This window comes from Bradyrhizobium sp. RD5-C2, assembly GCF_019972155.1.
GTDB lineage: Bacteria > Pseudomonadota > Alphaproteobacteria > Rhizobiales > Xanthobacteraceae > Bradyrhizobium.
In genome coordinates, this window is record NZ_BOVL01000010.1 from 93,279 (window position 1) to 118,651 (window position 25,373).

Consider the following 25,373-nt stretch of genomic DNA (forward strand, 5'->3'; position numbering starts at 1 on the left):
AGAGCGTTCCGGTGCCGCAACCCGCATCCAGCCAGCGCTGGCCCTCAAGGTCTGAGTTCCCGAGCAGATCGAACATCGCGGCCGTGCGCGCCTTGAAGGTGCGGCTCCGATGCAGCGTCTCCCACTCCGACGAGATCTCGTCGTGAAAGCGGATTTCGGGTCGGTCGCGGGTCTGGGCCAAGGTGGCCATGGTGTTCCCTACCAGTGAAAGCCGCTCACTCTGGCGCGCACCTCGTCGGGCAATCCGATATCAGACAGTTCGAGCACCACCTGGTCGGGCCGAGTTGCCTTCAGCGCCGCAACGAAGCGCGGATCGGCCGTCGTCAGCACGATGATGTCGGCCCATTCGATTGTCGCCGTCACGTCGTCATGCAGCAGATCCACCAGCTCCGGGTTGCGCATCATGAAGTCGCGGTTGGCGCCGATCAGTTGCGACAGCCGAACGTTGGGGTCGTAGATCCGAATGTCGCGCCGTTCGCCGCGCAGGCTTTTCACCAGTTCGACGAAGGGGCTGTCGCGGACATCGTCGGTGCCGGCCTTGAAGCTGATGCCGAGGAATGCGATGCGGCGGCCGTCATGCGACAGGATCCAGTCGGCGCCGCGCGACATGATCATGTCGTTGCTCGGCAGGATACTTTCGAGCACCGGCGTCGACAGTCCGCGGCTGTGCGCGAGGTGCTTCAGCGCCTTGACGTCCTTGGGCAGGCAGGAGCCGCCGAAGGCAAAACCCGGCCGCAGATAGGCCGGCGAGATGTTGAGCCTTGTGTCCTGCAGGAAGATGTTCATGACGTCGCGGCCGTCGATGCCGAGCGTCTTCGCGATGGTGCCGATCTCGTTGGCAAAGCTGACCTTCAACGCGTGCCAGCTGTTGTCGACATATTTGACGAGCTCGGCGGTCTCGACTGGCGGCGTGATCTTAGCGCCCGGCAGATCCTTGTAGAGCGCCATGACGCGGTCGGCGGTTTCCTGGTTGAAGGCGCCGACCACGGTCTTGGACGGTGCGTTGAAGTCGGCAATCGCGCTGCCTTCGCGCAGGAACTCCGGATTGAAGGCGAGGTCGAAATCGCGTCCGATCTTGTTGCCGGAGGCTTCCTCGATCAGCGGTCCGACGGTGCCGCGGGTGGTGCCGGGCAGCACGGTGGAGCGGATCGTCACGGTATGCGGCGCGTTCTTCGCGCGCAGCCCGCGGCCGATCTCGATGGCGACCTCTCGGATCGCGGTCAGGTCGAGATTGCCGTTGCCGGACGACGGCGTGCCGACGCAGACCATCGAGATGTCACTGTTGACGATCGCCTCGGTGGCGTCCGTGGTGGCGGTCAATTGACCCGTTGCAACCGCGTGCGCCACCTTGTCCGAGATGCCCGGCTCGATGACCGGCGATCGGCCCCCGCGGATCAGGTCGACTTTCGCAATGCTCTTGTCGACGCCGATGATCTGATGGCCGAGTTCGGTGAAGCAGGCCGCGCAGACCGTTCCGACATAACCGAGGCCGAAAATGCTGACATTCATGCTTCGACCTTCAACCGTCCAAGGACGTGCGTGTGGCGGCGTCGCGTTTCGCGTGAGTGAGGCGGCAGGGCGTTCAACGCGATGCCCGCCCGGCGGCTGCATTGGCGCTGACACCAGACGCTTGTGAGGTCGACCGCTCCGCAGAGGCGATCGCGCGCGGCGCGCGGCTCTGCCAGGGGAGTTTCCTCGCGAACAACGCCTCATAGGCGGCGAGCAGCTTCGGCTCCTCATGCGTCCAGGACAATTCGCGCTCGACTCGGCTGCGGCCAAATGCCCCCATCGTCTGCCGTAACGTCGGATTATCGACCAGCGTGATGATCTTGCCGGCGAAATCCTGCGGGTCGTTCTTCGCCGCATAGAGTGAGGCGTCGAGCGCCGAGCGGCGGCCTTCGCGAACCTCGAACTGAACGATCGGCCGCCCGAGCGCCATGTATTCCATGATCTTGTTCATGGTGGAGATGTCGTTCATCGGCGTGACGCGATCCGGATTGACGCAGACGTCGGCGGTCGAGAGCATGGTGAACAGCGCCTCGTCGGCGATCGCGCCGGTGAAGTTCACGTAGTCGGAGAGCTGCATCTCTTCGCAGAGCTTGACCACCGCATTCCACTCCGGCCCGGTGCCGGCGATGTTGAACTGGATGTCGGTGCGGCCGAGATCGTGCACGATGTGGCCGATCGACTGCAGCAGGAGATCGATGCCTTCCGACTGGCCGATCACGCCGACATAGCCGACGCTGTAGCGCCGGCCGCGGCGCCAGGCCGGATCGGCGGGGCGGGAGCGCACTCGTTCGAGATTGGGGCCGGAGCGCACCACGAAAATGCGGTTGGCCGGCATCCGGCCGCGGGTGATCGCGATCTCGCGATAGGATTCGTTGGTCGCGATCGAGATGCTTGCGGTCTTGAAGGTGAGATATTCGACCAGCCGCAGCAGATGCCAGAAAAAGTCCCGGCGGCCGAATTTTGCTTCGTAGAGCTCGGGATTGACGTCGTGATGATCGAACACGAAGCGCTTGCCGCCGAGCTTGAACAACAGGCCGATCAGGAAGATCAGGTCGGGCGGATTGCAGCCATGGATCACGTCGAAGCCGTGCTTCCACGCCACCTTAAGCGCAAGCCACGTCTCCCAGAACAGCGCGACCGGATATTCGATGAGGTAGGCGGCGATCCCGCGCGCTTCCAGCGGCATCGGATGACGGTAAATGTGAATGCCGTCGAGGCATTCGTAGGATTCGTCATGGCCGCGGCCCTTCGGGCAGATCACTGAAACTTCATAGCCTGCCTGGCGCAGCGACGTTGCCTCGCACCACACCCTGCGATCGAAAGGAACCGGAAGGTTCTCGACGATGATCAGGATCCGCCGCGGTGATGGTTCAGCTCTCGACATCTGCGATGATCTATACCATTGACCTAACAACATCACAATCCGACTAACATCGGCATTAACATGAGCGACTTCCATTATGCAATCCCGGCACGGATGTGACGGCGACGAGACACCGACATGGCAGGCAAAGTGAGGGATTGGGCACAAGCGGCGTTGATTGCACTGATTTTGAGTGCGCTGGCGCCGCTGGCTCACAAATGGCCGCTGCAGTGGGCCGGTGCGGCGGCAAACGATGCGCTCGATGTGAGCCGTGTGAACGTGGTGATCCCGCCGTCGCTTTTCGGCATGACGATCAATGCGATCGGGCAGTCGCAGCCATGGCCCGAGCTCAAATTTGACGGCGTCCGGCTATGGGGCGCGATCTACTGGGCCCAGATCAATCCGGCGCCCGGCATCTACAATTGGGCGCGCTTCGACGCCATCCTCGCGGCGGCGGAGCGCGAGCACGTCGATATTGTCCTCAATCTCGCCTTCACGCCGCGTTGGGCCGCGTCAGTGAAGGATGCGCCGCCGGCGTTCACGCCGGGCGCAAGCTCGCCGCCTGCCGATCTCGCATCTTGGGATGAATGGGTGCGTGCGGCCGTTGCGCGTGCCGCCGGCCGCATCAAATACTGGGAAATCTGGAACGAGCCCGAGGATCCTAAATATTACTCGGGCGATATTGCGACCATGGTCCAGATGCAGAAACGGGCCTACGAGATCATCAAGCAGGCCGATCCCGCCCTAACTGTGCTGACGCCGTCGTCCAACGGCACGCCGGACGGCTATCGCTGGCAACAGGCCTTCATGGCGCAAGGCGGCGGCCAATATGCCGATGTGTTCGCCTTCCACGGCTATACGAGTGAACCCGAAGCGGTGATCGGAATCATCGCCCGCTTCAAGCAGATCCTCGCCGCGCACGATCTCTCCACAAGGCCGATCTGGGACACCGAGGCCGGCTGGTCGTCCCACGATGACAATCCGGATGGCTGTCTGGCGCGCGCCTATATCCTGAAATGGATCAGCGGTGTCGACCGGTTCTATTGGTACGAGTTCGCCGGCGGGGGCAGCGACTTCGGCAAATTATGGGACCGGGCGCGCGGGTTGCTTCCGAGCGGAACTGCCTATCGCACGGTCCAGTCATGGCTGGTCGGCGCCAGCGTCGTCGCCGCGGCCAGGCCGTCGCCGTCGACCTGGCGCATCGATCTGCGCATGCCGGATGGCCGCAGCGGTCTGATCCTCTGGACCACCAAGGGCCGGTCCATCTATCGGGTCGATCCGCGGTTTGGCCGTTACCAGGGTCTCGACGGCGGCGAAGGAGTTGTTGCCAACGGTGAGGTCGAGATATCGCCCAAACCGGTCCTGTTGCTGGAGTGATAACAGTGTTAAATTCCGAGGTGATGGGATAACGATCACGATGTTCTTATCTTCATTGCGGGCGGCGGGCGCGATACAACGGGCACTGTTAACTTGAGGCGTTGACCGACTGTGAAGCAGATCGCGCAGAACTATAAAAGCGGCGAACTCAAGCTGATCGATGTGCCGGCGCCGCGCTGTCGCGCCGGCGGGGTTTTGGTGCGCACGGCATTTTCGGCGGTGTCGACCGGCACCGAGATGATGAAATTCACCGAGGGGCGCCTCTCGCTGCTCGGCAAGGCCCGTGCGCGCCCCGATCAGGTTGCCAAGGTGGTGCGCTCGGTCCGCCAGCAGGGATTGCTTGCGACCTATCAGAAGGTGATCAACCGCCTCGATTCCTACACGCCGCTCGGTTACTCGCTGTCGGGCACCGTCGCGGAAGTCGGCGAGGGCGTCGGCGGCTTCTCGGTCGGCCAGCGGGTCTGCTGCGGCGGCAATCAATATGCAACCCACGCTGAATATAATTGGGTGCCGGTGAACCTCTGCGTGCCGCTGCCGGACAGCGCCGCGCTCGATCAGGCCGCGTTCACGACGATTGCCTCGATCGCGCTGCAGGCGATGCGCCAGTCGGAAATCGGTTTCGGTGAGACCGCCTGCGTGATCGGCCTCGGCCTGATCGGGCAGATCATGGTGCGCCTGCTGCGCAGCGCCGGTGTCGTGGTCGTCGGGCTCGACAGGCTGGAGCCGCGCTGCCGTCAGGCCGAGGCGGCGGGCGCCGCGATCTGTGCGGTCGCGTCGGACGATACCGCGGCCGAGTTTCGCGCGCGGATCGATCAGTTGACCACAGGCAATGGCGTCGATTGCGTGTTCATCACGGCGGGCAGCGACGATCCCGATCTCGCATCGCGTTCGGCGGCGTTGCTGCGCGACCGCGGCCGCATCGTCGATATCGGCAAATGCACGCTGAACCTGCCGTGGAACGACTTCTACGACAAGGAGCTCGACGTTCGCTTCTCGCGCTCCTACGGCCCCGGCCGCTACGATCCGCTCTACGAGGAGGGCGGCATCGACTATCCGATCGGCCATGTACGCTGGACCGAGAAGCGTAACATGGAGGCGATCGTCGCGCTGCTCGCCGACGGGCGGCTCGATTTTGCTGCGCTGATTTCTGACGTGGTGCCGCTGGAGCAGGCGACGTCGGCATTCGAGCGCATGAGCCGGGGCGAGGTTGGTCTCGGCATGGTGTTCGGCTATCCGGACGCCGCTTCGCGCGCCATGCAGATGATTTATCGTCCGGCGGTTGCGCTGCGCAGCGGCCGGGTTCGGCTCGGCGTCATCGGCGCGGGCAATTATGCCTCCAGCATGTTGTTGCCGCAGCTTGCGAATAATCAGCGTGTCGATCTCGTCGAGGTCGCCACCAACACCGGCCTGAGCGGCGCCACCGCGGTGCGCAAGTTCGGCTTCGCGCGTGCCTCGACGGATGCGGCTTCGGTGCTCGAGGCCGACGACATCGATGCCGTGCTGATCGCGACGCGCCATGCCTCCCACGCCGACCTCGCGGCGCAAGCGCTGCGCGCCGGCAAGGCGGTGTTTGTCGAGAAGCCGCTGGCGATCGACGCAGACGTACTCGATCAATTGGAGCGGGTGATCCGCGAGACCGGCAACAACCGGCTGATGGTCGGATTCAACCGCCGCTTCTCGCCGCTGCTGCAGGGCATGCGCGCGGCGTTCGCGCCGGCGGGGCCACAGACCCTGCAATATCGCGTCATCGCCGGCCCGCTGGAGAAATCATCCTGGTATCTGCAGGCCGAGAGCGAAGGTAGCCGGTTCGTCGGCGAGGGTGGGCATTTCATCGACGTGTTGTCCTGGTGGCTCGGCGCCGAGCCGGTCCGCGTCTCCGCGAGCACTGCCGGCAAGGATGTCGACAATCTCGTCGCCACGTTCGATTTTGCCGACGGTTCGGTTGCGAGCCTCAGCTATCTCACCGGCGGCGATCCGCATGTGCCGAAGGAGGCGCTTGAAATATCGGCGAGCACCGGCTTTGCCGCCTTCGACAATTTCTCGGGCTTCGAAGTCTGGCACGCCGGACAGCGGACCGCGAAGAAAGCGCGGCTCGACAAGGGCCAGCGGCCGATGCTGGATGCCTTCATCGCCGCGGTCGCGTCGGGCGCCGCGATGCCGATCGAACTCGGATCGCTGCTTGCGACCACCCGCGCAACCCTCGCGGTGCAGGAGAGCGCGGCCGCCGGGATGCCGGTCGATCTGACGATCGGCGCAGCAGAGCAAGGCGTCGCACGTGCCGCGACTGCGTTGAGATGAATCCGGCCTGGTATCTGCGCAGGCTGCAGCGTATGGAGCCGTCCGAGCTTGCGGGACGGGTGAACGATCAGCTGTTGCGCCTGCTCTGGCGCATCACGCCGCCCGATATCGCACGACACGCCGGCGCCAGGCTGGCCCCTGGCCCGCGGCAGCCGCGGCTGAAGCCGCTGCCTTTGCCGGCGCACGCTCCGCAGCAGGCCGCTGAGCGACTCATCCAGAGCGCCGACCGGATTCTGGCCGGACATTGGCAAGTTTTCGCCAGAGATCATGGTGCCCTGGGCGAACGGCCGGACTGGTTCGTCGATATCAGAAGCGGCAAGCGGGCGCCTGCCGACATGTACGCGTTTGCGGTTCCCTATCGCGACGAAGCCGCGGTCGGGAACATCAAATACATCTGGGAGCCGTCGCGTCACCACCATCTCACGCTGCTCGCGTCGGCGTATTACCTGACCTCGGACGTACGCTACGCCGAGCGCGTCGCCGCGCACCTCACAAGCTGGTGGCGCGAAAATCCGTTTCCGCGCGGCCCGCACTGGATCAGCGGCATCGAGCTCGGCGTGCGGTTGATCTCGTGGGCCTGGGTGCGTCAGCTGCTGCAGAATTGGGCCGGCGCGCCAGCATTGTTCGAGGACAACGAGCAGTTCCTGACGCAGCTTTACGCGCATCAATACTGGTTGTCGCAGTTCCCGAGCCGTGGCTCCTCCGCCAACAACCACGTCATCGCGGAGGCCGCCGGGCAGTTCGTGGCGGCCTGCGTGTTTCCGTTCTTTCGCGATAGCGCGCTGTGGCGCCAGAATGCCGCCAGGACGCTGGCAGACGAAGCTGTTGCGCAGACCTTCGCCTGCGGCAGCAATCGTGAACTCGCGACCGATTATCACGGCTTTGTCCTCGAGCTGCTGCTGGCCGCGGCAGTGCAGGGCGAAGCATCCGGGCACCAGCTGGGCGAAATGGTCTGGACCACGATGTGCCGCATGAGCGACGTCATCGCCGCGATGCTGGACGATCGCGCCCATCCTCCCCGTCAAGGTGATGGCGACGAAGGCATCGGCCTGTTGCTCGACGATCCGGCCGGCAATCGCTGGCTCGGTTTGCTCGCCACCGGCGCGCGTCTGTTCGGCGAGCTGCCATGGTGGCCCAAGCTGCCGGAGCCCGACCTGCGCACGTTTGTTCTGACCGACGGCATCGGGGCGCGTGCGATCGCCGCGCGGCCCGCGCACCGCCCGCATTTGCTCGATGAGGCGGGACAGACCTTTCTCGTCGATGCCGGCCGAGCGGTGTGGTGCCGCTGCGATCACGGCCCGCATGGCTTCGGCCGCATTGCGGGACATGCCCATGCGGATGCGCTGTCGCTGGAATGCAGGATCGGCGGCGTCGATATCCTCGCCGACCCCGGCACCTATTGCTATCACGGCGATCCGCGATGGCGCGCCTATTTCCGTTCCACGCTGGCGCACAACACGCTCTGCCTGTTCGGCCGCGACCAGTCGGTGTCGGGCGGACCGTTTCTCTGGACGCGGCATGCGCAGAGTCGGCTGATCGCATCGAGCGGGCTGGACGATCGTGATGCGGACGCGAACTGGGTCGCGGAGCACACGGGATATCAGGACGAAGCCGGTCCCGTGCATCGCCGCTCGGTGCAGTTGCAGCGTCTGGCGGCGCGGCTCGTCGTCACCGATATTGTACTTGCCGGTGAAGGGCTTGCGGTGCCGGCGAGCCTCAGCTGGCATCTCGGCCCCGACGTCGAATGCAAGCTCGAAGGGAGGACGGCGCAGCTCGCATGGCCGGGCGGACACGGCGAGCTCGAACTGCCTGACGCGCTCGACTGGACGCTGTATCGCGGTGACGAAACCGTGCCGGCCGGCTGGTATTCGCCGTCGTTCGATCTCAAGGTGCCGGCGACGACGCTGATCGGCTCCGGAACGCTGGCCGCCGGCCAAAGCCTGGTGACGGAGCTGCGCTGGTTTCCCGAGCCGGCACGCCGATCGTGAAGATCCTGGTTGCTCACAACAGGTATCAGGGCCGCGGCGGCGAGGACGTCGTGTTCGAAGCGGAAGTCGACCTGTTGCGCGACGCTGGACACATTGTCGAGACACTCACGGTCAGCAATGATGCGATCAATACGCTTGCCGCGCGAATCGCGACGACGCTGTCGATCGCCGACAATGCGGAGGGCAAGGGGGCCATGGCGGAGGCGATCGACCGCTTTCGTCCCGACGTCGTGCACGTACACAATTTTTTCCCGCTGCTCTCGCCCGCCGTGTTCGATGTCTGCCGGCAGAGGCGCGTGCCTGCGGTGGTGACGCTGCACAATTATCGCAGCATCTGCACCGGCGGCATGCTGCTGCGCGACGGCCGCATCTGCCACAAATGCCTGGACCGCGGCCATCTCTGGGGCGTCGTGCACCGCTGCTACCGCGGATCGCTGCCGGGCTCGCTGGCCTCGGCCTACATGATCGCGCGGCACCAGCGCCGTGGCACCTGGACGCGTCCCGGCCTGCGCCTGATCGCGCTGACGCAGTTTGCCCGAACGCTGTTCACGCAGGCCGGCTTCGACCCAGGCCGGATCGACGTGAAGCCGAACTTCATGGCCGATCCGGGGGCGCCCGATCCGGCCATGTCACGCACAGGGCTGCTCTATGTCGGACGGCTGAGCCGCGAGAAGGGCGTTGGCGTGTTGCTCGACGCTGTTGCCGGGACCGGCGTACCGTTGCGGATCGTGGGCGAGGGACCGGAGCGCGCTGCGCTGGAGGCTCGGGCGCCCGCCAATGCCAGGTTTCTCGGCGCGCTCGCGCGCGCTGACGTGCTGCGGGAAATGGCGAGTGCCCGGGCGTTGGTCGTGCCGTCGCTCTGGTACGAGGGATTTCCGATGGTCGTGGTCGAGGCTTTCGCGCAGGGGACGCCGGTGATCGCATCCGAGATCGGCGGACTTGCCGAGGTGGTGAGCGCCGGCAAGACCGGCGCATTGGTGCCGCCGGGCGATGCGGCCGGGCTCAGACAGCGGATTGTCGAGCTTCTGGACGCGCCCAATCGCGCAACGGCATGGGGGCAGGCTGCACGGGCCGCCTATCTCGAGCGCTACGCCCCGGATGAGAATCTGCGGCTGCTCGAGGCCATCTATGCGCGCGCCGCCGCCGGATGATCGTCGCCGACGGTTATCTCGCCCATGATCGGGCGCCGTTGCGGCACTCTGCCCCTAACGGATTGCGGCGAATCTGATGTTAATTTGTTATATCAAACGCTCGATCTGGCTCCTCTCCGGCTCTGGCGGGGCGGCCCAATTGCTCCGATTCTGCGATCGATTCCCCGGTTTTCGCCCGCCTGGCGCTCGTGGCCTGCAACCAGAACCCGGCATAACGCCGCTCCACTTGCCGGCCGGTTGTGAAGTTTGACGCTTTTTTGCAAAAGCTCTCGCGCGACGCAGAAATATTTTTTCAGATCGGAAAATCGCGCCGAAGCGCGCGCAATGGCTGCGAAATTCCGCGCTCCGGCGCCATCGGGGGACCCGATGAAACCCCGTATAATCACTATCCTTTTTTGCGCCGCGGCTAACATTTGTGAGCGGTCCGCGTCGAATGTTAGTGCGTATCCGAAATGGCGCTAAGTCTCACATAAGTCTCAGGGAACCAGAGGTTAATGGCGCATTGCTGATTGACACTCCGGTATTGCGGACTTAACAATGGACTTAACAAGTTCGTAACGTGTGTCCACATTTGAGCTGCGTCGCAACAAACCAGTTGTGGATCAACAGCTTACGTGCGGGCGAGCGGCTTGAATCCTCGTATCCCAAGCAGGGGCTACAACGATGGCGACTTACAATCTCGACCAGACTGACCTCAAACATGCGATCAACTCCACGATCGATCACGCGACCCAGCAACAGATTCTTGACTATCTGATCAACGCAGGCATCGGGTACACCAGCCCGGATGACGGCAGCACGATCCCGGTGCAAGTGGGCGCCGGCATCAGCAACCCCGACCCGAACGCCAACGTTCTCATCGAAACCAACCCGGATAACACTGTTAACACTGACGCCAGCCTGAAGGCGATCATCGAGGCGACCAACCAGGACGTCACGCTGACGGTGAACGGCAGCACCCCGGTGCTGGTCGCGTCCGGCAACGGCAACGATCAGATCTTCATCAACAACACCGGTGACACCACGGTTCTCGCCGGCAACGGCAACGACACGATCTTCGGTGGCGCGGGTCACGACTCGCTCTCCGGCGGCAACGGCGACGACGTCCTGATCGACAACGTTTCCGGTCACAGCACGCTCGATGGCGGCAAGGGCGATGATCTGCTGTCCGGCATCGGTGCCGACACCCTGATCGGTGGCTCCGGCAACGATACGCTTTACGGCGGCAGCTCGTCGACCCTGTTGGGTGGCAGCGGCAACGACGTGCTGGTGTCCGGCAGCACTGCCGGTAATTCCAGCATCCTGCTTGGCGGCACGGGCAACGACGCGCTGTACGGCGGTGCCGGCAACGACCGCCTGTTCGGCGGCGACGGCAACGATACGCTGACCGGCGGTTCGGGCAACCAGATTCTCGACGGCGGCAAGGGCAACGACGTCCTGATCGGCGGTTCGGGTAACAACGAGCTGTTCGGCGGTGCCGGCAACGATGCGCTCTATTCGAACTCGGATGCGTCGCACGGCTCGATCCTCGACGGCGGTGCCGGCAACGACTCGCTGTATGGCGGTGCGGGTGCCGACACCCTGTACGGCGGCGCCGGCAACGACCTGCTGGTCGGCGGTACCGGCACCGTTGCCGAGTACGGCGGCGCCGGCAAGGACGTGCTCTACTCGGGCAGCGATGCGTCGCATGCGACGAAGCTGTTTGGCGGTGACGGCAACGACTCGCTCTATGGCGGTGCCGGCAACGACACGCTGTATGGCGGCTCCGGCAGCGATACGCTGGTCGCCGGTTCGGGCACGCAGACGCTGTTCGGCGGCGGCGGCAACGACTCGTTCGTTGGCTCCGCCACTGGTACGGCCTCGATGGTTGGCGGCTCTGGTCAGGACTACTTCTACCTGTCCAACCTCCACAGCAGCGACACCATCGACGGTGGTGCCGGCAGCAAGGACTCGCTGACCTTCCTGGATCACGCCTCGACCGATGTGACCGGCATCACCGCGGGCAAGGACGGTTCGCTGGACGTCAACTTCAGCAACGGCCAGGTGACCCAGATCAGCAACATCGAATACCTGATCTTCAACGATGGTCACTCGACCAAGCTGTAAGATCCCAAACCTGAACTAAGATCTCAGGTCCGCACTAAACGAAGGCGCCGCCTCAACCCTGGTTGAGGCGGCGCTTTTTTACGATTACAGGTGGTGTTATGAAGCGTCGTCTGATAATGTCGCAGTGTTGCTGCCTGCTCCAATTGTGAATCATCGAGATCATTTGAGTATTTGCTTGGCGGTGATGTAGCGCGTCGAAGCAGGGGCTTGATCGATGGTGACGCAAAACCTGAACCAGACGCAGCTCAAGGCAGCGCTTAGCTCGATCGATCACGCAAGCCGGCAACAGATTCTCGACTATCTGATCAGCGCGGGGATCGGTTACACCAGCCCGGATGACGGCGCGACGATCCCGGTCGAGGTCGGCGCCGGGATCAGCAACCCGGATCCGAACGCCAATGTTCTGATCGAAACCAACGCCAACAATACGATCAAGCTTGACGCCAAGCTGAAGGCGATCATCGAAGCCACCAGGAGCGACGTGACGCTGACCGTGAACGGCGCCGCCCCGGTGGTGGTCGCGACCAGCGACGGCAACGACGATATCACCATCAACAACAACCGCGGTACGACGGTTCTTGCCGGGGCCGGCAACGACACGGTGTACGGTGGCGGCGTGGGCCACACCCAGATTTACGGCGACGCCGGCAACGACTGGCTTTATGGCAGTGACTGGTCGGATCTGCACGGCGGTAGCGGCAACGATACTCTGCTGTCCGGCAGCTCGCTGGACTCACTGGACCGGATCAACACGCTGGACGGCGGTAGCGGCAACGACCTGCTGTTCGGTGGCTGGGGCAATGATCGCCTGTATGGTGGCGCCGGTGACGACTGGTTGAGCGGGGGTTTCTACAACGAGACTCTCGACGGCGGCGCGGGCAATGACACGCTGGTCGCCGGCGTATACAGCGATCAGCTCTACGGCGGCGCCGGCGACGACCTGCTCTACGCGAATTTGTTTGCGTGGTACGGCTCGTTTCTGTCGGGCGGTGACGGCAACGACACGCTGGACGGTGGTGCCAGTGGCGTTGCCGACACGCTGGATGGCGGCGCCGGCGACGACCTGCTGAAGGGCGGCATCAGGACCGCTGCGGAGTACGGTGGCAGCGGTAACGACCTTCTCTATTCAGGCTCCGGTGCGACGTTCGGGACGCTGCTCGACGGCGGTGCAGGTGACGACACGCTGGTTGCCGGTGCGGGGTATAACCCTAAGGATATCGGTTCCGACACGCTGGACGGCGGTAGCGGCAACGACCTGCTGATCGGCGCTGCCGGGACTGTTGCGGAGTATGGTGGCAGCGGTAACGATGCGCTCTACTCGTACTCCGATGCGTCGCACGGCACGATCCTCGACGGCGGTGCGGGCAACGACTCGCTGTATGGCGGTGCGGGTTCGGACACCATGTACGGCGGTGCCGGTAACGACCTGCTGGTGGGCGGCACCGGCACTGTTGCCGAGTATGGCGGCAGTGGTAACGACATCCTCTACTCGGGCAGCTTTGCCTCGCATGCGACCTCGCTCTACGGCGGCGACGGCAACGACTCGCTCTATGGCGGCGCCGGCAACGACACGCTGCATGGCGGCTCCGGCCACGACACGATGGTCGCCGGCTCGGGTACGCAGACGCTGATCGGCGGCAATGGTGGTTCGTCGTTCGTCGGCTCCGCCACCGGTGCGGCGTCGATGGTCGGCGGCTCGGGTCAGGACTATTTCTATTTGTCCAACGCGACCAGCAAGGACACCATCGACGGCGGCGGCGGCAGCAAGGACTCGCTGACCTTCCTGGATCACGCCTCGACTGACGTGACCAATATCGCCGCGGGCAAGGACGGTTCTCTGGACATCAACTTCAGCAATGGCCAGGTGACCCAGATCAACAACATCGAATACCTGATCTTCAACGATGGTCAATGGACCAGGCTGTAGGATCCCAGGTTTGCATCAAGCGAAGGCGCCGTCTCAACCCGGTTGAGGCGGCGCTCTTCTTGCGTACGAATGTGATAATCGGAACTTTGTCGACCGATCCGCGTCGAATCTGCCTGTCTCCATCACAAGTTCCGCTTCGGGCATTTTTGCCAACGAATGTTAGAAGTTAGTTCGTCACATTCGGACCACGTAGCTTTTGTAAAGGCGTGTGGCTCGCTCGACTGAGTGATGCCGTGCCGTGGTTTCCGCGGCGCCGGCAAGCTTTGGTCAAGGCGAACGATCGCTGCAGAAATCAGCCGCTTAATGCGCGAACCGCGGAGCTCTCGAATTGGCCAAGAAGAAACTGCTGAACGCCGGCGCTGGAACGACGGTTGCCAAGCGGATCCAGCCGCTCCTGACGTCGCATGAGTGGGAGGAGGTTCGCCTCGATGTCGACGGCAGCGTGAACCCGGACATCGTCGGCTCGATCACCGACCTCGCCAAGCTGTGCCGGCCGGCCTCGTTCGACGCGATCTGGTGTTCTCATTTGATGGAGCATCTCTATGCCCATGAGATACACCCCACATTCGTCCAGTTCCGCGAGGCTCTCAAGCCTGACGGATTCGCGCTGATCATGTCTCCCGACCTGGAGGCGGTGGCTCAGCACATGCTGACCCAGGGCCTCGGTGCGGTCGCCTATGTCTCGCCGGCCGGTCCGATCCGGCCACTGGATATGATCTACGGCCACTCCGGCGCGATCGAGCAGGGGCGCCACCATATGGCGCACAAGACCGGCTTTTCGTGCGATCGGATGGGAAATCTGCTGCTGAGTGCCGGATTCCCGACGGTCTCCGTTCGCAGCGGGAACTTCGAGGTCTGCGCGCTGGCGCTCATGCCGGAGGCCGAGGAGAGGCGGATCCGGCCTCAGCTCGAAGCCTGCGGCTTCGATTTCCGGGAGACGGTGATCGCCGCGCCATGAGTGTATATGTTAAATAATGTTATAAGGTTGCGTGGTTAAAACCGCTGGTAACAATGGCCGGAACCGGCTTCCTTGCCTGTCCGACACATATCTTTTCGGAACCACGCGCTGAAAATGCTGCGTTAGCGAACTAACAGTGATAAGTTATAAATCGCTTGAAACCGGATCCTGCGCAGTCGAAACCTCGAGGCCTCCATGACCAAACACCTCTCGCTCGTCGGCGCACCTTCGGTGGAGGCGCTGCCACCCTCGGGTCTCGCCTGTCTCGTCATCGTGGCAAGACAGCATGGTTTGCATCTGACCCCGTCCCAGCTCATCCATGACAATCTGTTGGGCGACCAGGAAGTCACGCTCGCCGAGCTTCTGAAGTGCGCGAATTCCTCGGGCATGACGGCAAAGGCCGTCACGCTGGACTGGAAGGGGCTGAGCCATCTCAAGCGGGCGCTGCCGGCAATCGTTCGCCTGCGTGATGGCAGCCACATGGTCTTGCTGCGCCTCGAAGGCGATGAAAACAGCACCCGGGTGGTCTTGCAGGATCCGAACGCGAGCGAGGATGCGCTGCTCGTCATCGACCAACCGCGCTTTGAGGACATCTGGTCGGGCGACGTCGTCATGGCCAAGCGCGACTACGAAATCTCCGACGAGACCCAGCCGTTCAGCCTGGGCTTTGTCGCCGCCCTCGTGTTCCGCGAGCGGCGCATCCTGCGCGACGTCGCGATCGCGGCGTTGATCCTTGGCTTGCTCGGCCTGGCGCCGATCATGTTCTGGCGGCTGCTCTCGGACAAGGTCATCTACTACAAGGCCTTCAACACGTTCTACGTGCTGTGCGTCACGATGCTGGTGATCATCGCGTTCGAGGCCGCGTTCTCGTTCCTGCGGCAGTACCTCGTCCAGCGCCTGACAGCACGTCTCGACGTCAAATTATCGACCTATGTGTTCGATAAAGTGCTCAATCTGCCGATCGACTACTTCGAACAGAACCCTGTCGGCCTGATTTCCCGGGACATTCGCGAGGTGTTCCGGATTCGCGGCTTCCTGACCGGGCAGTTGTTCGGGACCATCCTCGATTCGACAACGCTGATCTTCTTCCTGCCCGTCATGTTCTTCTTCAGTCCGATCATGACGCTGATCGTGCTTTCCTTTGCGGCGCTGATCGTCACGTGGCTTGTCTTGATGCTGCCGATCTACCGGAAAAGGTCGACGGCAGTTCTCGCGGCTGAAGGCGCCCAGGGCGCATTCCTGATCCAGAGCCTGAACGGAATGAGAACGATCAAGTCTCTGGCGCTCGATTCACGTCAGCGGCACATGTGGGACGTGCTGGTTGCGCGCGTCGCCAACGCGCGTCTTGCGGAAGGCATGAGCGGAATTGCCATTCAGACGGTGGTACGTCCGCTGGAGCGGTTGGCGGTGAGCGCGCCCTATGCGCTCGGCGTCTACCTGGCGATAACGAGCGACGATCCGATGTACATTGGCGCGCTGTTCGCCTTTCTGATGCTGTCGCAGCGGGTCGCCGGCCCGCTGATGCAGATGGCTCAACTCGTCAACCAGTATGACGAGGCGCGCACGGCTGTCGCGATCGTCGGCAAGCTGGTCAATCAGCCGGCCGAGGAGGGGCGCACCGGCCATGGCGTGAGGGTGCCGCTGAAGGGGTTGGTCGAATTCTCCGGTGTCACGTTCAAGTACAAGGGCGCCGTGTCGCCGGCGCTGAACAACATCTCCTTCGAGATCCCGCTCGGCACCACGCTCGGCGTGATGGGCAAGAGCGGCTCGGGCAAGACCACGATCACCCGGCTGTTGCAGCGCCTGCATTCCGACTATGGCGGGCTGATCAAGGTCGACGGCATCGATGTTCGCGAATACGATGTCGACCATCTCCGGCGCAATATCGGCGTCGTGCTGCAGGAGAACTTCCTGTTCAGCGGCACGATCCGCGAGAATATTTCGGCGGCAAAACCGGATGCGACGTTCGACGACATCGTCAGGGCGGCGCGGCTGGCCGGTGCCGAGGAGTTCATCGACAAGCTGCCGCGCGGCTACGAGACCTATATCTACGAGGGATCGACCAATCTCTCCGGCGGCCAGCGCCAGCGCCTCGCGATCGCGCGCGCGCTGATCGTCAATCCGCCGATCCTGATCCTGGACGAAGCGACCAGCGCGCTCGATGCCGAGAGCGAGACGATCGTGAACGCGAACATCTCGCGGATCGCGCATGGGCGCACGCTGATCATCATTTCGCACCGCCTGTCGTCGCTGACCAAGGCCGATGCGATTCTCGTGCTCAATCGCGGCGTGGTCAATGATATCGGTCGCCACGACGAGCTTCTGGAGCGAAACGATATCTACAGCTCGCTGTGGTACCAGCAGAATACGCACCTCGCGCCGACGGGTCGCAGCGACAAGAACTTCAGGAGTCCGACCCTTGTCTCCTAATCAAGCTTCGCTGGCGACCGTTCGCCAGTTCCAGTCCGAAACCGATGCCATCCGCGAAGCCGCCGAGCCGCAGCTGGCCCGCGCGACGCTGTTCGTGCTGTCAGCATTCCTGGTATCGATCGTGGCTATCATGTGCCTGATGCGCCTCGACCGGGTGATCATGAGCGTGGGGGGCAGGATGGTTCCCGTCGATCAGATCAACGTGCTGCAGGCGTTGGACCCGTCGATCATCAAGACGATCGATGTTCGGGAAGGTCAGCAGGTCGAGACGGGGCAACTGCTCGCGACCCTCGACTCGACATTCACCGTGGCTGACGTCACACAGTACAAGCTGCAGATCGCGAGCCTGGACGCGCAGGTCGCGCGGGATGAGGCCGAACTGTCCGGGAAGCCGCTGTCGTACGGCCAATCCAGCGATCAGGATGTCACCAGGTACAACGCCTTGCAAAAGGCGCTCTACGACCAGCGCGTTGCCCAGTACACCGCGCAGGTGACCAGCTATGATTCCAAGATCAGCCAGACCGAAGCGACGATCCAGAAGGCGAAGAAGGACGACGAGCGGTATGGTCAGCGTGCCGAGATCGCCGGCAAGATCGAGGACATGCGCACGTCGCTCGCCGAGAGCGGTAGCGGGTCCAAGCTGAATCTTTATCTATCGCAGGATACCCGCCTGGAGTTGTTGCGTCAGATCGACAATACGCACAACACCCTGCTGGAAGCGCAACACCAGCTTGACTCGCTGAAGGCGGATCGCAAGGCGTTTATCGAGCAATGGAACGCGCAGTTGAGCCAGGATCTGGTCACGACGCGCAACAGCCTGGATACCGCCCGCGCAGCCTATGACAAGGCCGTCAAGCATCAGGATCTCGTCCGCTGGACGGCTGCGGAGCCCTCGGTCGTCCTGACCCTGGCCAAGCTCTCGGTCGGATCCGTGCTGAAGCCCGGCGATCCCTTCATCACGCTGATGCCGCTCAAGACGCGGCTCGAAGCCGAGATCCGGATCCTGTCGCGTGACATCGGCTTTGTCCGGCCGAACGATCCCTGTACGATGAAGATCGATGCCTTCAACGCCGCGGAGCACGGCACGGCGAAAGGCAAGATTCGCTGGATCAGCGAAGGTGCCTTCACGACCGATGACGACGGAAAGCCGGTCGATGCCTACTACAAGGCGCGCTGCTCGGTCGACCAAACCAACTTCAAGGATGTTCCGGCGAACTTCCGCCTCATCCCTGGCATGACGCTGCAGGGCGATGTCAATGTCGGGACCCGCTCGGTCGCGATGTATCTGCTGGGTGGCATGCTCCGCGGCATGAATGAGTCCATGCGCGAGCCATGACAGTGTTGACACAATCCCTGATTGGCTTTTTCCGGCCCAGCTCGCCCCGTTCAGATCCAAAGCAGTTTGAACGGGGGCTGGAGGCGTATGAGAACCTGCAGTATCTTGAGGCCCTGCGACTTTGGAGGCTTGCCTCGCAAGCGGGCAACCCGGAGGCGGATTACCGTATCGGGTTGCTGTATGCGCGGAACGAGGGCGTCATCGGCAACCTTCCGGACGCGGTTGCGTGGTACGAGCGCGCCGCCCTCAAGGGACATACCGAAGCGCAATTCCAGCTCGGCGTGATCTACCTCAACGGGGTCAAGCCGACGGTCGGTCCGAACAGGCCGGAGATGTGGCGGCAATCCACTGCACAGCGTCTGGGTGACAAGGCGACCAACCTCCACGATCTGGTCTTCCCGAACGGCATCGGCGTGCCCAAGGATGTCGACGCCGCCTTCCTCTGGATGTCGGTGGCGGCGGAAGCCGGCAAGGCGGAGGCGCAGGCGATCCTCGGCGACATGTACGCCAGTGGAGCGGGCTGCACCAAGGATCATGCAACCGCGTTGCGCTGGTACGAGGCCGCGGCCGAGCAGAAGGCTGCGTCCGGCGAATTCGCGCTCGGCGATGTGCATTATCAGGGCCGCGGCGTTCCCGTTGATTTCGCGCAAGCTGCGATCTGGTATCACAAGGCCGCGGAGCAGGGACACGTGCGTGCGCAGGTGGCGCTCGCGTTCATGTGCCTCAAGGGCACCGGGCTTCCCGAGAATGCCGACGAAGCCGCGCGGCTGTTTCAGAGCGCCGCGACCCATGATGATACGATCGCGCTCTACAACATTGCGCTGTTGCGGCTCGCCGGCAAAGGCGTTGCCAAGGATATCGACAAGGCCGAGACCGCCTTGCGCAAGGCAGCGCGGAAGGACTATCTGCCGGCCATCCAGGCGCTGGCCGAGTTCTATGCGCTCGGCACCTCAGCCGAGCCGGACCTGCGCGAGGCGGCGTATTGGTACGAGAAGGCGGCCGAGCGCGGCGACGCGCAGGCGCAATTCTTCACCGGGCGTTTCTACGCCACCGGAACCGGCGTTCCGCCTAGCGTCCGTCAGGCTGCGAAATGGTTCGAACGCGCCGCCGAGAGCGGCCATGCCACGGCGGCCCACAACATCGCGGTGTTCTATCTCAACGGCAACGGCGTGACGCGCGATGTCGCGGCTGCGATCAAGTGGTTCGAGCGTGCGTCCGAGGGAGGCATCAGCGCCGCAGGCGTGCAACTCGGCCGGCTGTACTCGGCGGGCAACGGTGTGCCGCGCGATCAGGTACGCGCTGCCGAATGGCTCAGCAAGGCGGCTAAGGGCGGGGACGCCGATGCAAAGACGGCCTTTGCCATGTTTCTCATCCAGCAGGAGCCATCCGAAGCGGGTCTTGCGCAAGCACGCACGCTGCTCACCGATGCCGCCGAGGTGGGGCATTCCGCCGCGGCATTCCAGTTGGGCGGGCTTCACATGGGAAAGTCCGGTGGCGCGGTCGATCTTCCGGCCGCGGCGCAATGGTTCAAGCGCGCGGCCAGTGCCGGCCATGTCGAGGCCCAGCACACATTGGCGTTGCTGTATTCCGATCCCAAGAGCGCGCTGAAGGATCCGCAGGCGGCCGCTGGCTGGATCGTCAAGGCCGCCGATGGCGGCAGCGCCGCGGCGCAGTTCAAGCTTGCGGTGATGTATTGCACCGGGCAGGGCGTCGAGCAGGATCTTGCCCAGGGCGTGAAGTGGTACGAGGCCGCGGCGCGCCAGGGCCATACGACCGCGCAGTACAACCTCGCCGCGATGCTGGGGCGAGGACAGGGCTGCGACGCCGATCCGGCGAAGGCGGCCGAGTGGTTCGAAGCAGCAGCAAAGCAAGGAATGGTCGAAGCCCAACTCGCGATTGGTGATGCGCTGCGCGCTGGCAACGGCGTCGCGCAGGACCGCGATCAGGCGCTGCACTGGTATCGACGGGCGGCGCAGCAGAACAACGAAGGCGCGCAGCGTCGTCTGCAGGCAATGGGCGAGAGCGTCGGCTGAGATTGTTGGAGGCGGACATCACGTCGTGCGCAGGCAATGGCAGAGACGGTGAGTGGCTTTGTTTTTGGGCGCGAAGGCACGCAAGCGTGCACGTCCGCGTGACAATCTAGGCAGAACTAACAATGGCTTTCATATCGACGATAGAGAGATTGCGTTAATGTGGGTTCGCGGAATAAATGTTCATTGCACCTCTGGTTGTGTGAAGATCATCGATAAGAATCGAGATGTCACGATCTGGAACGTGTCAGGCAATGTGATCTCGGGATCGAACGTCCGCGTGACCGGGAAAGAAACTGGAGCCAGCGCCAGGCGTTGGCAGGAGATTGAGTGGCGATGAACAAGATGGTCGAACGGAGCGTCAGGGATACGAAGGATATGTTGCCCGTTGCCAGCCCGGTTCAGCAGGACGACCTCGCGCAGAGCCTGTTCCTGGATCCCGATGTGAGCGATCTCCAGTCGGGACAGAGGCTGCGTGGCGCTATCCTGGAATATTCGGGGCGGGGGATCTCCGGCTGGATTGTCGATGCCCAGTCGCCCGCTTCGACCGTCTCGATCGCGCTTTTTATCGGCTCCCACTGCGTCGAAGAAGGACGAACAGGTCGACCTGTCCGGGTCAGCATAGGTCCACAGAGTGCGATCGGGCGTCCCGGATTTCGTATCGATCTATCCAAGCCGGGAGTGCGCCGTCGTCTGGCGCGCGCCCTGAGAAACACGCTCGTCGAACGCGACCATGTGCAGATTTATCTTCGCGTCAGCCCGAACGATGGCGAATACTACGAAATACCGCTGTTTGAGAAACTGGCATCGAGCAGCGAGGTGATCGTCGCACTTGGCTTCTCGACCGACGACTACGATGATTTGTTGTTTCCGAACAGCGACAACAAAATAGTTGCCGGATCGGGCGACGCTTCCAAGAAAGAAGTGCGATTCGTTTGCTTCTACCTGCCGCAATTCCATTCATTCGCGGAAAACGACCGATGGTGGGGGCCGGGCTTCACTGAATGGACCAACGTCTCCCAGATGCGTCCGCAGTTTCCGACGCACCAATCTCCGTGGTTGCCCGCTGATCTGGGCTTCTACGACATGAGATTGATCGAGACTCGCCGGCAACAAGCGGAGCTGGCTCGCCGTTACGGCGTTCATGGCTTCTGCTATTATGCCTACTGGTTTCAAGGACGAAGACTTTTGGAGCAGCCGCTTAAGCTTCTGCTGGAGGACGGCGAGCCAAACTTGCCGTTCTGCATCTGCTGGGCGAACGAAAACTGGTCGCGCCGATGGGACGGTTCTGACACCGAGCTTCTTCTCGGCCAGAACCACTCTCTTGAAGACGATGTTCGCTTCATTGACGACATGGCGGATATCCTCCTTGATGATCGCTACATCACTGTCGATGGTCGAAAGATACTTCTCATCTATCGTCCCTCGCTGATCCCGGATAAGGAGCGCTTGTTCCAGACTTGGCGGCTCCGTGCAAAGCAACTCGGCATCGGGGAGTTGCTCATTTGCAATGCCATGACTTTCGGCGAGTTCGATCCACGGGAATTCCATTGCGATGCCGCAGTGGAATTCCCGCCTCATACGGTTTCCGCCAGGGAGCTGAGCCGTGCGGAGGTCGAGGCGCCGCCGGACTTCACCGGAAAGCTTTACGACTACCTTGAAGCCATGCGCTCGACGCTCGGTAAGGTCTACGAGTTTCCGTTCTTTCCGTCGGTCATGCCGCGCTGGGACAACACACCGCGCAAAGGCTCGCGAGGACATGTGTTCGTTAAATCAAGTCCGGAAGCGTTTGAAGTATGGCTTCGTGAGGCGGCTGAGCGGGCTCGTCGGAGCTCTGTTGGTGAACCGATCGTATTCATCAATTCGTGGAACGAATGGGCCGAGGGGGCTCACTTGGAGCCGGACTCCCGTTACGGTCGTGCCTATCTGGATGTCGTCAGGCGGGTGTCTGCGGGCGATTCGATTTCGGCGGAGCTACGCTCAAATTCTGTTCTGCTGGACTGCCTGAGCAGATCGGAGCTTGAGCAGGCTATCAAGGGAGCCGCAGTTCATGTCGAGGTGCTCGCCAATTTGCAGCGTAGCGAAGGCGCTCTGACGGGATTCCAGCACCTTCGAGAAGGCTTGCCGGTCGAAATGGAGGGAGCCGTCGCGAGTCCCGATGGTTCGATGTTTGTGATTGAGAGCATCAATTCGCAAACGGAGGAGCGTGTGGTGGTAGACCCGCGCTACAGGGTGCTGGTCCGAGGTTGGGTTTTCGCCAAGGATGGCTTCGAGCCGCTCAGAAATCGCATCGCATTTTTGGTGCTGTCTCCGGAAGGAGAAACCAACGCAGGCAAGAGCGGGTACTGCCTGGTTGTCGATTGGCACGAGCGAATGGACGTAACGGAGTATATGAAGGCGACCGCCCGCGAGTGCTGCTTCGGCTTCGAGGTGGGTTTTCTGCTTAAGGGATTGCCGGACGGGCAGTACAGACTTTCGATTCTTGAGGTCGGCGAAGGAGAAAACCTGATTGTCGGATCAGGTCATTCTCTGGTCGTTCGGCATTGAGTTGAGGATCCAATGTTAGCTAGCGTGGTGATTGCTTGCTACAAGCACGAAGCCTATCTCGAACACTGCCTCGAGACGGTTTTCGATCAGACATATCCAGAACTCGAGCTGATCATCGTCGACGACAACTCGCCGGACAACAGCTTCCAGTTGGCCGAGAGGCTTCTAAAGCGGAAATCGTTCGCCAAGCGCTTTGCATCATGCAAGTTGCTCAAGAATCCCGCGAACATGGGAGCTCATTTCACCTGGAATCGCGCTCTGTCCCTTGCGACAGGCGAAATGCTGTTCTTGCTTAACTCGGACGATGCCTTTTCCAAGGAGCGCGTCGAGGCATTTGTTGGCCGCCACGGCGCTGAAAAACTGTTTTTCGGATTTTCCGCGATTGAGCCAATCGACGAAAACGGGAAATCCATCAACAGCTTTCAGTTTCCAGCGCGCCTCAGATACGCCACCAGTCAGGCTGCAGGTGCCGATCGCCCGCTGTCCTGGTCTTTCTTGGAGTCGCAGATCGCGGCTTCAACGGGAAATTTTGTGTTGAGCGCAGAACTGTTGAAGCGGACGGGGTGGTTTGCCGACCTCAAATATTGTCACGACTGGGAATTCGCGCTGCGGGCGATCACGATCGTTGAACCAACATATGTAGAAGCCGATCAATATATGTATCGGTTGCACGCATCCAACAGTTTTCGTGGACTGAGTTCGGTGGCCGAAAGCGAAACGAAGGCTTGCATGCAGACCTATTCGCTGCGCGCGATGGTCTCCAAGCCGTCCAACCGGACTTGCCTCAGCCCTCTTAACATGGGGGACGCTTTCTATCGGCTGATAAAGAACTACCCGAACTTCAATTATTGGATGCGGCAACTGTACGCGCCTTACATGGCCGAGCACAGGACGGTCGAGAAGAACCAGTGGACGGTTCCGGCTGAATGGCGCTAGAGAAATGCGGCCGACGCCGGATCACGGGGCTCAAGACGCCAGTGCCCATCCGCCCGTTACATTGTGGGAGCTGAAGCGTGCCGTTCCGACCAAATCGGAACGGAACGGTGGAAGCGGCGGACCGGCATTCATTCGCGCGTGAACGCCTAGCAAAGGTTCGGCTTTCCCTTGGATTGCTCGCGAAGATCCTTCAGGACCTTACGCAATGCCTCCAGGCGCTCGGTCTTGCACGGCAGGGTGGGGATTAACCATCCACCTTCGTCGTTTTCATTCCAAGCATAGATCAGGATGGCGGGAGATTTCAGCTCGGCCGGCTGAGCAGACCTCCATTCTATCGCGCGATGCAGATGATCCGACAGCTCCGGCCCTGTCGGTGCAATGAAGAAGTTTTCCATTCCCACGCCAGGGCGCTGCTTGGCCTCCCACGGGACTGGACGTTCGATGCGCGGACGGCGGTCCCAGCCAGTCATCACGGTGGGGATGACGGGCAGCCGGCTCTTGGCCAGTTCGTTCCAATCTCGCTCCGCGCCACGTGCAAGGTCGGCATAAGAACCACGGACACTACCGTAAACTCCGGCATAGGAACTGACCGCGTCGGCAGTTAGAAAAGCGCCCTGTTCATAGAGCAGCTTCTTGTCACCGGTGAGTACCAGGTAAGGATCTCCGTGGCCCGCATCCTTCACGCGGGCTCTGAATTGGTCAATCTGGGACCGAAGGTTCTCCATTCCACCCCACCGCTTCTCAACGTCGGCAACGTGTATGAAGCCGAGAAAATACAGTGGTCGGCCACCCGCTACTCTCAGGTAGTTGTCGTCACCCATGAGATTGACGTGTTCATCGATCAGCGGACTTTCCTTGTCGTGGGAGCCAAATCGAGGGAATTCGGTAAAAATGCAGTACGAAATATCCTTCTTGATTGGGCTTTCTCTAAACATCTTTAGAGCTCTCGACATCGGATCGCCCGAGCCGTAGGCGACAAAGGCCCAGTAGTCGATGCCTGCGAAGACGGCCTGCTTGATCTCCTTGTCGATCGTCTCTTGCGTGACCTCCGGGAAGGCAACCTCGGCGCGGTTCATTCCTGTGGTCTCTTTCGCGAAGAACGGAACTCGCCAATGATACTGCTGGGGAGAGAGCGATGTTTCGACCGCTTTGGTGGGCGTTGATCCAGGCGCGTACCACGCGTCCCACCTGAGCGCGCCCACGAGAGGCCGACCGGTGAGGGTGGCCACTTGCTTGGCTGCGAGGCCGCGCCCAAAGCTATAGCTAAGGCCAGCCGAGCCCAGGGCCAGAAAAAATCGTCGCGTCAGCATGTTCATGCACCCGTCGTTGTTTTCCCAAACATCCTGTTGATTCTCCTCAAAAACACCCTAATGATCAACAAATGGTAAGGCCAATGTTAGGCCAAACTTTTTCGACG

Annotated in this window: 15 protein-coding genes and 1 pseudogene; 12 read left to right on the forward strand and 4 right to left on the reverse strand. The window is 62.1% G+C overall.

Annotated features, from left to right (window positions below; genetic code table 11):
* The 3 genes and pseudogenes from BraRD5C2_RS11220 to BraRD5C2_RS11230 form a co-directional block, all read right to left on the reverse strand.
* Window positions 1-190 (reverse strand): annotated as a pseudogene (locus tag BraRD5C2_RS11220) (class I SAM-dependent methyltransferase); the annotation flags it as partial.
* Between the two features lie 8 nt (window positions 191-198).
* The gene (locus tag BraRD5C2_RS11225; RefSeq protein WP_223968326.1) at window positions 199-1,509 is read right to left on the reverse strand and encodes a nucleotide sugar dehydrogenase; all 1,311 of its coding nucleotides are present in this window, start codon (window positions 1,507-1,509) and stop codon (window positions 199-201) included.
* Window positions 1,510-1,582: 73 nt separating this feature from the next.
* Entirely contained in the window at window positions 1,583-2,893 is a 1,311-nt protein-coding gene (locus tag BraRD5C2_RS11230; RefSeq protein ID WP_223968327.1) for a glycosyltransferase family 4 protein, read from the reverse strand.
* A 117-nt stretch (window positions 2,894-3,010) separates the two neighbouring features.
* Between BraRD5C2_RS11230 and BraRD5C2_RS11235 the strand changes: the two genes are divergently transcribed.
* From BraRD5C2_RS11235 to BraRD5C2_RS11290, 12 genes are all read left to right on the forward strand, one after another.
* Window positions 3,011-4,249 (forward strand): glycosyl hydrolase, encoded by a 1,239-nt coding sequence (locus BraRD5C2_RS11235; protein ID WP_223968328.1) that lies wholly within the window; start codon window positions 3,011-3,013, stop codon window positions 4,247-4,249.
* 111 nt (window positions 4,250-4,360) lie between these two features.
* A complete protein-coding gene (locus BraRD5C2_RS11240; protein WP_223968329.1) occupies window positions 4,361-6,547 on the forward strand; it encodes a bi-domain-containing oxidoreductase in 2,187 nt (728 codons plus the stop codon).
* On the forward strand, window positions 6,544-8,535 hold the full coding sequence (locus BraRD5C2_RS11245) for a heparinase II/III family protein (RefSeq protein ID WP_223968330.1): 1,992 nt from the start codon (window positions 6,544-6,546) through the stop codon (window positions 8,533-8,535). The genes BraRD5C2_RS11240 and BraRD5C2_RS11245 overlap by 4 nt, the downstream gene beginning before the upstream one ends.
* Window positions 8,532-9,686 (forward strand): glycosyltransferase, encoded by a 1,155-nt coding sequence (locus tag BraRD5C2_RS11250; protein WP_223968331.1) that lies wholly within the window; start codon window positions 8,532-8,534, stop codon window positions 9,684-9,686. The genes BraRD5C2_RS11245 and BraRD5C2_RS11250 overlap by 4 nt, the downstream gene beginning before the upstream one ends.
* 663 nt (window positions 9,687-10,349) lie before the next feature.
* Window positions 10,350-11,792: a calcium-binding protein gene (locus BraRD5C2_RS11255; protein WP_223968332.1), complete on the forward strand. Its 1,443-nt coding sequence runs from the start codon at window positions 10,350-10,352 to the stop codon at window positions 11,790-11,792.
* A gap of 214 nt (window positions 11,793-12,006) precedes the next feature.
* Window positions 12,007-13,719 carry a calcium-binding protein gene (locus tag BraRD5C2_RS11260; protein WP_223968333.1) on the forward strand — a complete coding sequence of 571 codons (1,713 nt, stop codon included), beginning with the start codon at window positions 12,007-12,009 and terminating at the stop codon, window positions 13,717-13,719.
* Between the two features lie 343 nt (window positions 13,720-14,062).
* Window positions 14,063-14,677, forward strand: a complete 615-nt coding sequence (locus tag BraRD5C2_RS11265; protein ID WP_223968810.1) for a class I SAM-dependent methyltransferase — start codon at window positions 14,063-14,065, stop codon at window positions 14,675-14,677.
* Window positions 14,678-14,872: 195 nt separating this feature from the next.
* Entirely contained in the window at window positions 14,873-17,107 is a 2,235-nt protein-coding gene (locus BraRD5C2_RS11270) for a peptidase domain-containing ABC transporter (protein ID WP_223968334.1), read from the forward strand.
* On the forward strand, window positions 17,097-18,443 hold the full coding sequence (locus BraRD5C2_RS11275) for an HlyD family type I secretion periplasmic adaptor subunit (protein ID WP_223968812.1): 1,347 nt from the start codon (window positions 17,097-17,099) through the stop codon (window positions 18,441-18,443). The genes BraRD5C2_RS11270 and BraRD5C2_RS11275 overlap by 11 nt, the downstream gene beginning before the upstream one ends.
* Entirely contained in the window at window positions 18,440-20,476 is a 2,037-nt protein-coding gene (locus BraRD5C2_RS11280; protein ID WP_223968335.1) for an SEL1-like repeat protein, read from the forward strand. The genes BraRD5C2_RS11275 and BraRD5C2_RS11280 overlap by 4 nt, the downstream gene beginning before the upstream one ends.
* A gap of 333 nt (window positions 20,477-20,809) precedes the next feature.
* Window positions 20,810-23,020 (forward strand): glycosyltransferase WbsX family protein, encoded by a 2,211-nt coding sequence (locus BraRD5C2_RS11285; protein ID WP_223968336.1) that lies wholly within the window; start codon window positions 20,810-20,812, stop codon window positions 23,018-23,020.
* Between the two features lie 12 nt (window positions 23,021-23,032).
* Window positions 23,033-23,956: a glycosyltransferase family 2 protein gene (locus BraRD5C2_RS11290; RefSeq protein WP_223968337.1), complete on the forward strand. Its 924-nt coding sequence runs from the start codon at window positions 23,033-23,035 to the stop codon at window positions 23,954-23,956.
* 146 nt (window positions 23,957-24,102) lie between these two features.
* On the opposite strand, the gene BraRD5C2_RS11295 is transcribed toward BraRD5C2_RS11290, so the two are convergent.
* On the reverse strand, window positions 24,103-25,272 hold the full coding sequence (locus tag BraRD5C2_RS11295) for a glycoside hydrolase family 71/99 protein (protein WP_223968338.1): 1,170 nt from the start codon (window positions 25,270-25,272) through the stop codon (window positions 24,103-24,105).
* Window positions 25,273-25,373: the final 101 nt, after the last annotated feature.

Coding starts and splice junctions, on each gene's coding strand:
- BraRD5C2_RS11225 (WP_223968326.1), bottom strand. CDS start 1,509: ATGAATGTCAGCATTTTCGGCCTCGGTTATGTCGGAACGGTCTGCGCG.
- BraRD5C2_RS11230 (WP_223968327.1), bottom strand. CDS start 2,893: ATGTCGAGAGCTGAACCATCACCGCGGCGGATCCTGATCATCGTCGAG.
- BraRD5C2_RS11235 (WP_223968328.1), top strand. CDS start 3,011: ATGGCAGGCAAAGTGAGGGATTGGGCACAAGCGGCGTTGATTGCACTG.
- BraRD5C2_RS11245 (WP_223968330.1), top strand. CDS start 6,544: ATGAATCCGGCCTGGTATCTGCGCAGGCTGCAGCGTATGGAGCCGTCC.
- BraRD5C2_RS11255 (WP_223968332.1), top strand. CDS start 10,350: ATGGCGACTTACAATCTCGACCAGACTGACCTCAAACATGCGATCAAC.
- BraRD5C2_RS11260 (WP_223968333.1), top strand. CDS start 12,007: ATGGTGACGCAAAACCTGAACCAGACGCAGCTCAAGGCAGCGCTTAGC.
- BraRD5C2_RS11270 (WP_223968334.1), top strand. CDS start 14,873: ATGACCAAACACCTCTCGCTCGTCGGCGCACCTTCGGTGGAGGCGCTG.
- BraRD5C2_RS11280 (WP_223968335.1), top strand. CDS start 18,440: ATGACAGTGTTGACACAATCCCTGATTGGCTTTTTCCGGCCCAGCTCG.
- BraRD5C2_RS11285 (WP_223968336.1), top strand. CDS start 20,810: ATGAACAAGATGGTCGAACGGAGCGTCAGGGATACGAAGGATATGTTG.
- BraRD5C2_RS11290 (WP_223968337.1), top strand. CDS start 23,033: ATGTTAGCTAGCGTGGTGATTGCTTGCTACAAGCACGAAGCCTATCTC.
- BraRD5C2_RS11295 (WP_223968338.1), bottom strand. CDS start 25,272: ATGAACATGCTGACGCGACGATTTTTTCTGGCCCTGGGCTCGGCTGGC.